We start from the raw sequence: 13,526 nt of genomic DNA, 5'->3' as shown, positions 1-13,526 counted from the left end.
CTTCCCTCTTCCTGATTCCTGACATCCGTTAAATCCGCCCTTGCGAATTCGTTGCCGAACTTCCTTCTTCTTCTACAAACCTAGATGGATGTAATCTAAACCCAACAACTCCTCTATTTTATGGATCGTAACATCACGGAGAGCTTCTTTCACTCCCGCAACTCTTCGGGCCCGCAAAGAAAACAAAATCCCGGAATACGGCAAATGCTTCACAACTAATGCAAAATCTTTCTGAACTTCGATATGTTCGTGCTGTCGGTAAGCTTCCTCGATTTCTTCAACCAAAGATTGATATTTGTCCTTAACTTTTTTATACAACTCACTCCACTCAGAAAAATAAGCTAAAAACTCTTCTCCTTCGTTAGTTAAGACAATCTCGATCATCCTGCGGGTAGAAAACCCTTCCCGCAGATGGGAAATCGCCACATATTGAGGCGACTTAACTTTAACTCGGTTGAAATCAGCATCACAGATAATATACCCTTCCGAATTCATCGGGTCTAAATGCTGAGCCGCTTCGATCGTTTCTTTCCAGCTAGTTAAAGGGTAAGATGCGACCAATTCCCATCCGTATTTATTGGCCCAAATACTCGGGTCGGTTTCTAGCAGCGTTTGAGTGTTGCGGACGCCGTGAAGCACGATTTGATTGTTTGTTTGCTGAACAACTATTCTATTGTAAGGCGTCATCAACTCAAAAATAAAACACTGGTCGGTTTCGGACGGCAATTGATATCCCAATTCTTGCCAGACTTTCCAAAACAGTTCGGCAAAAGTGAATCCAAAACCGTTAACTTCGCCGGCGGCGTCGGGAGTGCCGCTAGATTGCACTCTCCATTCTCCCTTGTAAAAATACAGTACAGTCAGAGAACCGTCTAGTTTTTCGTAAACTTTGGCATTTCTCCAATCAATTGCAGCGGCGTGAATTTCTCCGTAATTAAAAAATTTGTTGTAGGGATAAGAAACTATCTGCCAATTTTGAGATGAATCTAAAATAATGCCTCGGCACTGCTGGACTATCTTTTCGCCCAGGGGAGATTCTATCTGCGAGTATTTCAGACAGACTAAATCGGGATATTGGCGGTGGCGGGTAACTTTGATATGATAAGTTTCGGACAAGGTTTCCAATCCGTGCTGGCGCAAATACTCTTGCAGTTCCACGATCGACTCCTAAATTGCTCACCTTCTCTATATTATATATGACTTCATATTCTAGCAACCTTGTCAAGAATAGTCAAAAAACATTTTTCCCGGAAAAGCGAGTGTTAATTTGGTATCTTGAATTATGGTTGTACATAGGTGAATGCGGTTCGCCCCCCAACTAAACTATTGGAATATTAAGGGAAAAGACCGTGAAGAAGAAATTATTATTACTTTTGGCTACTTCTGCTGGTGTATTGACTGCTTTAGTACCTCTTTCCGTTGTTTTTGGATCTTCGCAATTGTCGCAGCGACAATCGGGGACAACACAACTTGCTCAAGGAGGCACTGCGTTTCCGGTAAATGAAATTTTGCCAAAGTTAAAAGGCAAAACGCAAGTCCCTATTTTTATTCCCAGCAGGATTCCGGTTCCGCAAAAAATGTACTATCCAACTACAGCAAAAGCAAACAGCTATACTATTTCAATCGAGTATAAACCAGATTGCGGCGGTACGACAGTTTGCACTTTTGGGTCAATTCAAGGTCAAAAAGGCGGGGAGTTTATTACAAAACTAGAAGGGGTAACTAAGACGTTCAAAAATGTGCAACTTGCGGGCGGAGTGAAAGGAGTTTATCATAACGGTTGCGGGGCTTACTGCACAGCAACTCTTCAGTGGAAAACTCAGGGTTTTATGTATACCGTCGCCATTAAGAACGGACGAGAATCGGATTTAATTTTAATAGGAAATTCTGCTATTAAAGCTGGGAAGCGTTAAGTTTGGCAGTCTGGGAGGCACAACGCACCTTACGGCTATTGTATGATATATCTTAACTCGCACTCGCCCCTTACAAAATGCTATATTTTTGTGCGCTTACCTACTTCGGGGGAAATCAGGATGAGGGGAAGATGGCTATTTGCGGCGATTTTTGCTTGTGTGGTGACTGCTTTTACGATTCCCTTCGGGATAGCTTCGCTTCACGCACTTTTGACACCCAACTCAGCGTTAGCAAGGACTGAACTCCCGATTACAGAAATCCGTTGGTTTAATTATTCCCCTGAAGATAGCTGGCAACCCATACAATTTATTGTACCCGATCGCAACACTGCAAAATCGGCCGGCAGCCGCAAGTTGCGGTTGTACGATGTTCATATTGCCAAGATGTTTGAGATTTCTCATTTTCTGTGCGATCGCGATCGCCCTTCTGAAGGTTACAATTGGTCTTATCAAGCGGAAAATGGCAATATTGAAATGGGACGCTTCAAAATTAGCTGCAATCTCGCCCGTTCCATAGCCACAGCTTACGGCTTAGGCAAACCCGAAATTACAGTGATTCGCCGCAACTTCAACCTGAAAAATGGTCGCCCTTCTTTTGCGCTCGAAAAATACTCTATTGCCACTTTGAATATTGCTAAAAATAGAGTTGGGCAGTGGAGGAATTTTGTGCAAAAGTTTCCCCCTATCCCCGATAACTCAAGTGCAAACCAAGCTAACAGTAGTTTTCCGGCGAGTAACATCTTTCGGCAAATTAAAGGCAAAACGCGAGTGCCTGTTTTTCTTCCGAGTAGACTTCCTTTATCTGACATTCAACAACTTGATTTTGATGTGCAAGCGGGGGCAGACGGTTACATTGTGGGAATGTATTTAGGCAAAGGATGCCGCGCGGGAGCCTGTTATTTCGGCACCATCGAAGCTAAAAGAAATGAACCGTTTTCGCCTCCTTCGCAACTGCCGCAGGATACTTACAGAAGCGTTGAATTGGCGGGCGGATTCAGGGGGATTTATTTCAATAATTGCGGTGCTTATTGCACTGCTTTTGTTGAGTGGCAAAGGCTGGGGGTGCTGTACCGAGTCACAAGGAGAAACGCACGGCAGCAAGAAGTTGTCCAGATAGCAAATTCTGCACTTCAAGCAGGGCAACGTTAAATTTGGGTGAGAAATGGAAAAGCTACGCGCGAGCGAAGCTATCCCGAACGCGCGTGCCTTCGGGCAGGGTAGGGAATCGCCCTTTTTCACTCCTCATAAACTTTATTCTGGACAAACTGAATGGTCGCGGTCAAACCAAATGATGTAGTAAACAGACTGAACGCGGAACCCAAAGATCCGTTTTTTCTCATCAATTCGCATTTCGGATAACCTCGCATCTTCAGGAATATTGTCAGGCAAAGGCGGATGCTTGTCAATCAACTTATAACCCGTTCCCACTGATTCACCTGGTTTTTTTGAGCCGTGACATCGGATTTGGGCCCAAGTATATTTCTCAATTTTCTTTAGTCCTTCAATTAGGTCATTGATTTCTGAGGATGTCCAGTTAGATAAAACCCAACGATTTTTATCTGCATAGGTAAATCTGAAGCTAGGATGCTCATCATCTGTATTGCTTGGTCGATTTAACTGAGTTGCTTGCTCTGGAATTCTACCTTGTTGCTTTTTTTGAGATGGCTTTGGTATTTGACTTTTTTTCCCCACTTACGCCTCCACAAAAGGTGCATAGCAGGATTTCATATCCTCGTGGGAGATGATTTTAGTTGATTTTTCAGCAGGTTCTAATCCCTTGCGGGCGTTTAACCAAGGCATCTCTGAGTGCGTTAACTCGACCAAATGTTTAGCACTTAATTCTCCATAAGCATTCCAAACTTCTTCGAGGACTTCGAGTTCATCTTCCTCAAATTCTTTTTCAAAATAATGGGGAGCGGGAATATCCTTGTATTTGTAATCTTTGTATTCATTCCAAACATCGCGGACAACTGGGCCGGAAACCCAAGCTTCAATCTCTTGATCAAATAGCGGCAGGCTTCTAAAGACTAAACTCCAAGCTTGTGCATAATACACGAGCTTTTGCAGTTTCAGAGGAGAAATGGTATCGCCTGCTTCTCGATCGACACGAGATAAAAAGTAACGAGCTACCTCAAGAGCACTTTTCATAGTTTTAGGATTTTAGTAATTTGACAAATTCACTTTTGATGCTAAGCTATTTGGTGGCTTTATAAGTACGATCGCAATTACGATCGCCCTTTTCCCCTCGCAACTACATTTTTCTCTCCAAATCTGGCAACTTTTGAGCTAATTCTTTCTCGCTGCAGCTAAGCTAACTCCTCATGTCAACCAGGTTCATCCGGCTCTCAGCTAGGTGAATCGTACATCGCCAGCAGCCTTTGCTTCGGAATGTCGATCGCCTGGACTGCAAGCGACGCCCAACGCTGGATGGGAAACATCATCAAGACTCAGTGCTACTGGCGCTCAAAACCTGGTATTTCTATTTTATCGCCCGAATTATCCCAACCAGCAATTAAAGTCCCCACCTGCGGTACGCTAGATCAGGTGAATATATTGGCTGATTTCAAGCTATCCTCCGATCGATCTTATGTCCCCAACCACATCTGCCCCTTCCCGAACCGTTCGCATCGGTTCCCGCAAAAGCCAACTTGCTCTCGTGCAAACCCACTGGGTGCAAGAACAGCTACAGAAACACTTCCCGGAACACACTTTTGAAGTCCACACCATGTCCACCCAAGGGGACATAATTCTTGATGTCGCCCTCGCTAAAATTGGCGATAAAGGACTTTTCACCAAAGAATTAGAAACGGGGATGATTAACAATGAAACGGACTTTGCCGTTCATTCCCTCAAAGATTTGCCTACCAATTTGCCCGAAGGTTTAATTTTAGGATGCGTCACCGAACGGGAAAATCCCGCTGACGCCCTGGTAGTTCACTCCAAGCACAAAGACAAGCAACTTGACACCCTCCCAGAAGGTGCAGTAATCGGCACTTCTTCCCTGCGCCGGCTAGCTCAACTGCGGCATCATTTCCCTCATTTTGAATTTAAAGATATTCGCGGCAATCTCAATACTCGACTCGCTAAATTAGATGAGGGCGGTTACGACGCGATTATTTTAGCAGTTGCCGGCCTCGAAAGATTGGGAATGGGCGATCGCATCCACCAAATTATCCCTGCTGAAATCTCCCTTCACGCCGTCGGACAAGGTGCTTTGGGCATCGAATGCCGCGCCGGAGACACAGAAATTATGGCAGTGATTAAAGCTCTCGAACACTCGGAAACCGCCCAAAGATGTTATGCTGAACGCGCATTTCTGCGGGAATTAGAAGGTGGCTGTCAAGTGCCGATCGGCGTCAATACCAAAATAGAAAACGGTCAATTAACCTTAACTGGAATGGTATCGAGTCTCGACGGCAAGCGGTTCGTTAAAGATACTGTTTCCGGTGCCGCCGAGACTGCAGAAATGATCGGAATTGACCTCGCTCACCGCTTGCGCCAACAGGGAGCTAGTGAAATTTTGGAGGAAATATTTGTCCAAGTTCAGCGCGGTTCCTAAAAGCGATCGGCATCTATTTGTCACGGCTTTTAGACTAATCTAGAGATATCGCCTTTTGTAAAATAAAAATAACTGGCGGTTCGCTTTTGCTTTCACAGGTAGAGTAGCATTCTGATTGTAGATTTTTGATGGAAATTTTAGATAGGACTGGCTCGATAGATTTCAAAAATATCGGACTAATTTAGGACGCTCCGCACGAGTGTTGAGCAACCCGGTTTCTGATGTAAGTCTCGCTGTATAGCCCAAGATTTATGGTAAAAACCGGTTTTTTTCGTAAGTCCTATAATTCTTAACCCCATCCAAAATCTACAATCAAACATCCAAAATTAATCAGCAATTTATTTCAGGTAAAGGCCAAATATGAGCGCTAGAGAAACTCAATTAAAGCTGGAATTGAAAAAGGTTCAGCAACTCTATAGCAAAATGCAAGCAGACCAACAAGCTTTGCAAAAGCAATTGAAAGAGTTTAAAACTCAAGCAGGAAATTTTTCGGATGTAGTCGAGCAAGTCTTGCCGTCCGTAGTTTCAATTTACGTCATGGATTGGGATACAGAAGAAGAGATTTCTTCTGGGAGCGGGTTCTTTGTATCGCCAGATATAATTGTCACGAACTATCACGTTGTAGAAGATATTGCCGATCAAGATTACTTCTATGAAGAAGATGAAATTGAACAGGTTTTAGTCGAAACTAACGACGGAAAATTGAGATTGGCAGAGGTGGTGTTTACTGGTAATGCCGAAGAAGATTTAGCATTACTCTTAATTAGCGATTTTACCTTCGACCCGAACACAGGGGAACAAGTGGACTCTCCCCAAGAATATCCTCCCCTAGAGTTGTCTTTTGATGTGAAAGTGGGAGATAGAGTTATTGCTGTGGGCAATCCTTTGGGGCAGTTTGCTTCAACTGTAACTCAAGGTATTGTGAGTGCAATTCGCGAACCCGAGGAATATGAAGAAGGCGATGACGACGAAGATGATGTGGGTGAGGTAAAGGTGTTGCAAACTGATGCGGCTATTAATCCGGGCAATTCCGGCGGGCCACTGATTAATATGGCCGGTCAAGTGGTTGGGGTGAATACGTGGGGATGGGAAGATGCTGATAATATTAATTTGGCGATCGCCTCTGAAGCTTTGGATGATTTTCTAGCGGGATTTGAGGAGACTTTTGAGGAGGATTCTCAGAATTAGTCAGGAGTTGTCCGTAATATGTGATTCGGGCGTTGGGGAAGCTTGCAGAAGAGGATCGCTCTTTTTATGAGAGGGGATAAAAAAGGCGATCGCTATTTCCTTAATTACATACTGATAGCTTGGCGGGCAGTTTTACTAATGCGTAAAGATGAGCAAACTTCATGCAATTTTTGATGTTTACCGTCACTCAGAAAGTGACTGCTAAATTTGATTAGAGCGTGAAAATTGTCGCGGGAGGGTAGTCCGGGCGTTGGCGAAGCTTGCAGAAGAGGATCGCTCTTTTTTTCACCGCACAGCGACGCGGATGGAAAAAGGGCGATCGCATTCTTGAGTAAACTGTGATCGCTATAGCAACTCAGATTTATACTTGTTTTTGGACGGCGCGTTAATATTGTGTCGCTCGCCCTTTAAACTTAATCTAGACTAACCATCTCAAGGAACACAAAAAAATAATGCGTATTTTATTTGTATCCGCCGAAGCAGCACCTCTCGCCAAAGTCGGCGGTATGGGCGATGTCGTCGGCGCTTTGCCTAAATTTCTGCGACGCATGGGACACGATGTCCGCATCTTCATGCCCTACTACGGTTTTATCCCGGACAAAATGGACGTTCCCAAAAAACCTGTTTGGGATGGGGCTGCCATGTTCCAAAGCTTCTCGGTGTTTGAAACTGTTTTGCCGGGAACCGATGTACCTTTATACTTAATGCAACATCCATCTTTCTTACCGCGCCGCGTTTACGGCGGTTTAGATGAAGATTGGAGGTTCACTTTCTTTGCCAATGCTGCGGCTGAATTTGCCTGGAATCATTGGAAGCCCCAAATTATCCACTGTCACGACTGGCATACGGGGATGATACCTGTTTGGATGAGCCAAGACCCGGATATCAGCACAGTTTTTACTATTCACAATTTAGCTTATCAAGGGCCGTGGCGCTGGCGTTTGGAGCAAATGACTTGGTGTCCTTGGTATATGCAAGGTCACAATACAATGGCTGCCGCAGTACAGTTTGCCGATCGAGTAAATACAGTTTCACCAACTTACGCCGAGCAAATCAAAACCCCAGCTTATGGGGAAACTTTGGAAGGTTTGCTGTCTTACATCGGTGGCAAAGTATCGGGCATTTTGAACGGAATTGATACAGAATCTTACAACCCCGCCACAGACAAGTACCTCCATCAACAATTTAGTGTTGATACTATTGAAAAGCGCCCCGCTAATAAAATTGCGCTGCAAGAAGAAGTCGGCTTGGAAGTGAATAAAAATGCCTTTTTGATCGGCATGGTGACGCGGCTGGTAGAACAGAAGGGATTAGATTTGATAATTCAAATGCTTGATCTGTTCATGGCCTATACCGACGCTCAATTTATTGTACTCGGAACGGGCGATCGCTACTACGAAACCCAACTCTGGCAAATGACAGCCCGCTATCCCGGTCGGATGTCCACCCAACTACTTTACAACGAAGCCCTCTCCCGGCGCGTTTACGCAGGCTGCGACAGCTTCCTGATGCCCAGCCGTTTCGAACCCTGCGGCATTAGCCAAATGCTCGCCCTCCGCTACGGGTGCGTGCCAATGGTTCGCCGCACCGGCGGTTTAGTCGATACCGTTTCCCACAACAACCCGATCGACAATACCGGTACAGGTTACTGTTTCGATCGCTACGAACCCCTGGACTTGTTCACCTGCATGATCAGAACTTGGGAAGGTTTCCGCTACAAAGATAAGTGGAGAGAACTGCAACAGCGCGGGATGAGAGAAGATTTTAGCTGGGATATTTCGGCCCGGAAATACGTCAACTTGTACAGCGATATTTTGGGACTGCCGCCCGAAGAAACCGCACCGGAACCAGAGGCAGAATTGATCGTTGGCAAGGGTTAATTTTAGTAAGGTGCGTCAGTCGGTGTTTGATTCAACTAAATCGAAGGGCGATCGGCTGACGCACCCTAAAGCTTAGTCCCCAGTCGGTTTTTGATTCAATTTAATCGATCGACTGACTACTGACTACTGACAAATTAATCAACAAATAAATCGAGAGGTAAATGACCGTAAGTGCCACTAACTCCACCTTCGGAGGAAGATTGACACGAAATCAAAACGCCCCGGTAAGTTCCGGGATAGCCGTCAACATAATACGACCCCTTCAAAGTATTGAACTTAATATAAACCGAACCAGCAAAGGTCGAGACAGCATTGGGATCTAAAACAGCTTGATATCCCAAAGCTTTCAAATAAGCTTCTAAAGCTAAAAACCCCTCATCCGTCGAAGAAGCGCACACTCCCAACATTTGATAATCCGACAAACTTGCTACCAGCAAAATCGCTTGACGCAGCGCCTGTTTTTCCAGCGGCGATGCTACACATTGCATATCCAGACAAGTAAAATCTTTGAGGATTTGCTGTGCTTCTTCAACAGTTAGGGTAGTCGGGTTTTGAGTAGACATGAATTGCTCTGATATTTCCCAAAATTACGATCGACACTCGGCTACTCGTCAACGAATTTCTGCCATTACAACCCTTAATCGACGGCGGTAACACTAGCGCAATCCCTGATTATAGCCCATTGTGCGCTCTTGCCATCAATTCGGGCGATCGTCTTCGAGGGCTTTCCTTCGGATCGCTTCGCTAACGCCAACGCCGGAATCCCACAAAAAAGCTAGTAGTTTTTACCAATGTTTTCAAGTTTAGATCAGTCCGCGTTTTTTCAGCTTTGCTAGCGCATCTTCAGCCGCATTTTTCTCAGCATCTTTTTTGCTTTTGCCTTTACCTTCTCCATAGAGTTTCTCTGCAACATAAACTTTAGCGAGAAATTCCGGCTTGTGGGGTGTGCCTCCTGCTTGGACTGTCACGTATTTGGGCGGAGTGGTGTCACCGTTGGCTTGTACCCATTCCTGAAAGCGATTTTTCGAGTCTACAGTCGATCGAGTTTCCACCACATTTTCGGGAACCGAATCAAACATTTGCCATACAAAGTGGCTAACTTTGTCCATATCTTGCGTATCGAGATAGTAAGCGCCAATAAATGCTTCAAAAGTGCTGCTTAGCAAATTTGGATTAGTAATCCCCCCTTCTCGATAAGCTCCTTTTCCGAGCCGCATTTTTAAGTCTAAACCTATTTCAGTAGCAAATCTGGCTAATTGTTTTTCATCTACTAATGCAGAACGTCGGCGAGTCAGTTGGTCTTCTCCCATTTCTGGATGACGCTGATAGAGGTATTCGCCGCTGAGAAAAGTCAGCAAAGCATCGCCGAGAAATTCTAAGCGTTCGTTGTCTTCTTCGTGGAATGTGGGGTTTTCGTTGACGTAGGAACGATGGGTTAGTGCTTGGCGCAGCAGTTTTTCATTGTTGAATTCGGGAAGGGTCATTTGTATTTCTTTTGTTGGGTTAGTTAATTGCATGGGAGTTTTGTAATGGTTATTGTTTTTGGAGTTGGGTGTTATTAGGTGGACATGAAATAGCCGCAGATAGCGGTAGGTTTGGAGAATCTAGTTTATCAAATAAACGGGATTTTTGCTATCGGCGGCGGGGGTGAATATCGAGGAATTTTATAGGCTACTCGTTTGTATGCCTAGATCGAATTCAGTAATTCATCCACAAAGTAGAATTTATCCGCCAGCTTTTTCAGACTTTTCCTTTCATTACCTTGTCGAGCCAAAATTATCACCTTTTTACCCTTGTTTTGTAGCTTAGGAATCAAGATTTCGCAATACCCGTCTCCAGACAGAACGATAAATAGGTGTGGATACAAACTACTTGTTGCTTCTCCATAACAGTCGATAGAAAGACTAAAGTCAGCAGCATTTTTGATAGAGTGGGGTACATTAACACACTCAAAACCCAGATTAACGAAGGTTCTTTTTTGAGAATCCTTATTTCCCTGTTGCCAATTGTCGTAAACCTTTCTGTTAACTACATATCCCAATGAATTCGCAAAGAGCAATAAGTTATTAGCTTGCTTTGCATTTGGGATGTTCTGATAATCCCAATAAATGGAAACTAAAGCTTGCTGTTGGTCGGTTGATGGGTTTGAGGTTCGATGATTGTCCGTCATTTGATTATGTCCTACAAAGAGGTTGACTGGACAGCCTCGACATATCGCGCATCTAGGATTAATGGAACGTTGTCTGTGGGTTGGCTCAAAAATGAACATCTCGGCACAGGACAATCTCTTACTACAAAATAGTGTGATTTTGTAGGGATTTGATTAGCGTCTTAGCTACAGGATTTACTGAACTGGAACGAGCTTAGTAGCACCCCGTTGAAAAGAAATTGAACTCAATAATGTTTTGATTTTCTCAAGCTGGTATCAACTTGTTAAAACGACATGAGACGTACTTTCTCCTCAACGGGGCGCTAGAAACTTGCCCCAGTTCTATAGCCATCCTAAATGAGTTGTGGGATGGGCCGGAGAGCCCGTCTAGGCTAGAAGCCTGAACCACGTTCATAAATGACTTAGGATTGCTATATAATCCCTGTCGCTAAGACGACTCAATCAACATTCCTTGATTTTGAATGCGATATTTAGTGTTAGCTGTGCTTTTAGGCTACCGTTCTAATTATTGGATGTCAAGTATTAACTCAAAATAATTTTTTTACATCCTTAGACATCTCACCAAGGTTTTGGCCAACCTGACACCGATCGCCCGTCCCCCAATAAAAACCCTCTCCTGATCTCCCTGCGAGCGCCTCTCCCTGCAGGCCCATCCCGCTTATCTCCGGCATTTGAACAGTAAATGTAAAAATATGTTGCAAACTTTGTACTGCTATGTTAAGTTTAGTTACATAAGGTTGAAATTAAACGAGGTTTCTGGTCATGGAAAACAAAGACGCAAAAGTTGGCTTCACTGAGTTTGCTGAAACCTGGAACGGTCGTTTGGCAATGTTGGGCTTCGTTATCGGCCTAGCTACCGAATTCCTCACCGGTCAAGGCATTCTCTCTCAAATCGGTTTGATGTAATCAGCTTAACTGCATACAATAGCTGAAATTCTGTCGGGCGATCGACCCCTTCACAAGTGCAAAAGCCCCCCCGCTAATAAGTCCCCTTCACTTCACACGGAAGGGGGCTTTTGCATTTTCTATCAAAAAATCCAACAGATGGCCCAATCAAAAATCTTTTCCGTCTCCATATTTATCGCGAGACTAACGAGACTAACTCCAGCAAACTAAGCCCTTCCTGCCGCATCCAACATTCTCAATTTAGGAGTCAAAGCAGGAAGCTTTACCAAACCGTCTCGTTTGTGAGTTCCCGCACTGTTACCTAAAATCATCTCCGACAGATCCGGCATTTCCTGCCAGCAGTGCGAGCAGAACCAATAAACGCGATTGTGGCGAGCGTGGCGGAGCAATTTAGAGGAGCAACAAGGGCAACTATTCATGATATTTTAAACCTTTTTTAAGATATGCAGCGATAACCGAATCATTACAAAGATTGACGAGTGCCGGTGCATCTCCACTCCAGACACAACAATAAAAAATCTCTTTCACTCACAACTTTGAGCGTCTCGCAAGTAGCACTTTTGGAGGCCCAACAGCAACACCACAATCAGAAGCTGAACGATCCAAGGAGCCCAAGAGAAACCCCAAATAAAACAACCCAGTCCCGCCCAAGCCACAAGAACAAAAATATCTTGAGAGGTTTGCCAGTAAATCCAGACTGCTGCCAGAGAAACTATTAGTAGCAAAATGTAAGCTGAGGGCATAGTCGTCTTCTCCCAATGTGTCTGCCAACAGTCAGGAACGATCCCTGACCATGTGCTTAAACTTAAAACTAAAACCTGAAGAACTTATGAAGACGAGTGAGTTGTTACAAAAAGTAAAATAATCCTGCCAGCTTATATTTTCCCGATAAATCAGTAGGAATACTGAGATCATGGCTGAGGCCGAATCCGGTTAAATGAACGCACTAGAAATAGGGACTTAGGCATCACCTATTTGTGTCAATTTCACCTCAAAGAGCGGCAGGGTTGAAACGCCTCTGCCCGACTGCGGTTTTTAGTCTTAAGCTGACAGGACAAAAGGCACAGCCCCTAAGTCCCTACAGATATGCCGAGCGATCGACCGGATTCTAGCTGAGGCACAATACCAAAGAAAGCAAGTTTTTTTAACTCTCTTTGCCTGCAAAACTACTGCTTGAAAAGCTGCACAATTCAATGCGGGCGATCGATCTATTCTTGCTCCCAGCCCAAAGCCTCAGCGACCTGAGCCGCCAAAAACATCGGTTCAAAAGGCTTAGCAATCACGCTCACCACCCCCAAATCCGCGAACATCCGCCTGTCCCCAGCCAGAGCCTTAGCTGTCAATAAAATTACCGGAATGTGCTGCGTAGCATTATTAGCTTGTAACTGTAGAAAAGTAGTAGGCCCGTCTTGGTCAGGCATCATCACGTCCAACAGAATAGCATCAGGCTGTTCGGCAAGAGCCTTAGCAACACCCTCGCGGCCCGAACTCGCTGTCAGGACTTCCCAGCCCCCCACCACCTCAAGACTGACTTGAGCCACTTCCCGAATATCTTCCGCATCGTCAATAACCAAGATGCGCTTGGCAGTCAAAATTAACATTTTTTTATGAATGAGAACTGATCACAGACTAGAGGCGAAATGTGAATATTTTGTAAAGCAAATTATCTTACCTGATCGGACTTTACAGTAAATTTTCCAAACTGTATAGTAGATGTTGAAGACCCTTCGGCGAACCTGAGCAGGTAAAAAGAAGGAAGAAAGAAGACCTCCGTTGCCATCGACCGCCTGGGTTTCAACAATTAAGAATATCCTAACCGTCGGGCGCGGTTGCTGTAAAATCTCCCCCCCAAAAAAAGCCGCTTTTCGACCTCAAATCGCGATTTTTGCTCGCACTCCCCGATTGGTCCA

16 protein-coding genes are annotated in these 13,526 nt (G+C 44.6%); 7 read left to right on the top strand and 9 right to left on the bottom strand.

Annotation, left to right across the window (positions count from 1 at the left end; genetic code table 11):
* Positions 1–72: 72 nt before the first annotated feature.
* Positions 73–1,158 carry a T4 RnlA family RNA ligase gene (locus QUA74_RS19265; protein WP_333332346.1) on the bottom strand — a complete coding sequence of 362 codons (1,086 nt, stop codon included), beginning with the start codon at positions 1,156–1,158 and terminating at the stop codon, positions 73–75.
* 191 nt (positions 1,159–1,349) lie between these two features.
* On the opposite strand from QUA74_RS19265, the gene QUA74_RS19260 reads away from it, so the two are divergent.
* Positions 1,350–1,913 (top strand): hypothetical protein, encoded by a 564-nt coding sequence (locus QUA74_RS19260; protein ID WP_333332344.1) that lies wholly within the window; start codon positions 1,350–1,352, stop codon positions 1,911–1,913.
* A gap of 120 nt (positions 1,914–2,033) precedes the next feature.
* On the top strand, positions 2,034–3,062 hold the full coding sequence (locus QUA74_RS19255; RefSeq protein WP_333332341.1) for a hypothetical protein: 1,029 nt from the start codon (positions 2,034–2,036) through the stop codon (positions 3,060–3,062).
* A 102-nt stretch (positions 3,063–3,164) separates the two neighbouring features.
* Here QUA74_RS19255 and QUA74_RS19250 read toward each other — a convergent pair whose 3' ends face one another.
* Together QUA74_RS19250 and QUA74_RS19245 are read right to left on the bottom strand one after the other, a co-directional pair.
* A complete protein-coding gene (locus QUA74_RS19250) occupies positions 3,165–3,605 on the bottom strand; it encodes an MAG6450 family protein (protein WP_333332338.1) in 441 nt (146 codons plus the stop codon).
* Entirely contained in the window at positions 3,606–4,061 is a 456-nt protein-coding gene (locus tag QUA74_RS19245; RefSeq protein WP_333332335.1) for a type II toxin-antitoxin system antitoxin SocA domain-containing protein, read from the bottom strand.
* Between the two features lie 205 nt (positions 4,062–4,266).
* On the opposite strand from QUA74_RS19245, the gene QUA74_RS19240 reads away from it, so the two are divergent.
* From QUA74_RS19240 to glgA, 4 genes are all read left to right on the top strand, one after another.
* Entirely contained in the window at positions 4,267–4,452 is a 186-nt protein-coding gene (locus QUA74_RS19240) for a hypothetical protein (RefSeq protein ID WP_333332332.1), read from the top strand.
* 48 nt (positions 4,453–4,500) lie between these two features.
* Positions 4,501–5,472, top strand: a complete 972-nt coding sequence (gene hemC / locus QUA74_RS19235; protein WP_333332329.1) for a hydroxymethylbilane synthase — start codon at positions 4,501–4,503, stop codon at positions 5,470–5,472.
* Between the two features lie 360 nt (positions 5,473–5,832).
* Positions 5,833–6,660 carry a S1C family serine protease gene (locus tag QUA74_RS19230; protein WP_333332326.1) on the top strand — a complete coding sequence of 276 codons (828 nt, stop codon included), beginning with the start codon at positions 5,833–5,835 and terminating at the stop codon, positions 6,658–6,660.
* Between the two features lie 452 nt (positions 6,661–7,112).
* A complete protein-coding gene (gene glgA / locus QUA74_RS19225) occupies positions 7,113–8,540 on the top strand; it encodes a glycogen synthase GlgA (protein WP_333332322.1) in 1,428 nt (475 codons plus the stop codon).
* Between the two features lie 134 nt (positions 8,541–8,674).
* Here the strand turns inward: glgA and QUA74_RS19220 are convergent, their stop codons facing one another.
* From QUA74_RS19220 to QUA74_RS19210, 3 genes are all read right to left on the bottom strand, one after another.
* Entirely contained in the window at positions 8,675–9,103 is a 429-nt protein-coding gene (locus QUA74_RS19220; protein WP_333332319.1) for a DUF1824 family protein, read from the bottom strand.
* Positions 9,104–9,343: 240 nt separating this feature from the next.
* Positions 9,344–10,057, bottom strand: a complete 714-nt coding sequence (gene rnc, locus QUA74_RS19215; protein WP_333332316.1) for a ribonuclease III — start codon at positions 10,055–10,057, stop codon at positions 9,344–9,346.
* Between the two features lie 170 nt (positions 10,058–10,227).
* Positions 10,228–10,710 carry an NYN domain-containing protein gene (locus QUA74_RS19210; protein WP_333332313.1) on the bottom strand — a complete coding sequence of 161 codons (483 nt, stop codon included), beginning with the start codon at positions 10,708–10,710 and terminating at the stop codon, positions 10,228–10,230.
* A 762-nt stretch (positions 10,711–11,472) separates the two neighbouring features.
* On the opposite strand from QUA74_RS19210, the gene QUA74_RS19205 reads away from it, so the two are divergent.
* Positions 11,473–11,616: a chlorophyll a/b-binding protein gene (locus tag QUA74_RS19205; RefSeq protein WP_015176459.1), complete on the top strand. Its 144-nt coding sequence runs from the start codon at positions 11,473–11,475 to the stop codon at positions 11,614–11,616.
* Between the two features lie 206 nt (positions 11,617–11,822).
* Here the strand turns inward: QUA74_RS19205 and QUA74_RS19200 are convergent, their stop codons facing one another.
* The 3 genes from QUA74_RS19200 to QUA74_RS19190 form a co-directional block, all read right to left on the bottom strand.
* Positions 11,823–12,035, bottom strand: coding sequence for a hypothetical protein (locus QUA74_RS19200; RefSeq protein ID WP_333332310.1), 213 nt, complete (start codon positions 12,033–12,035; stop codon positions 11,823–11,825).
* A gap of 105 nt (positions 12,036–12,140) precedes the next feature.
* Entirely contained in the window at positions 12,141–12,359 is a 219-nt protein-coding gene (locus QUA74_RS19195) for a hypothetical protein (protein ID WP_333332307.1), read from the bottom strand.
* A gap of 465 nt (positions 12,360–12,824) precedes the next feature.
* Entirely contained in the window at positions 12,825–13,217 is a 393-nt protein-coding gene (locus QUA74_RS19190) for a response regulator (RefSeq protein ID WP_333046072.1), read from the bottom strand.
* Positions 13,218–13,526 lie beyond the last annotated feature (309 nt).

The sequence above is a fragment of the Microcoleus sp. LAD1_D3 genome (assembly GCF_036702135.1).
Classification (GTDB): Bacteria; Cyanobacteriota; Cyanobacteriia; order Cyanobacteriales; family Microcoleaceae; genus Microcoleus.
The sequence above is the reverse complement of the archived record's forward strand: the minus strand, read 5'-3'. Positions and strand labels throughout refer to the sequence as shown.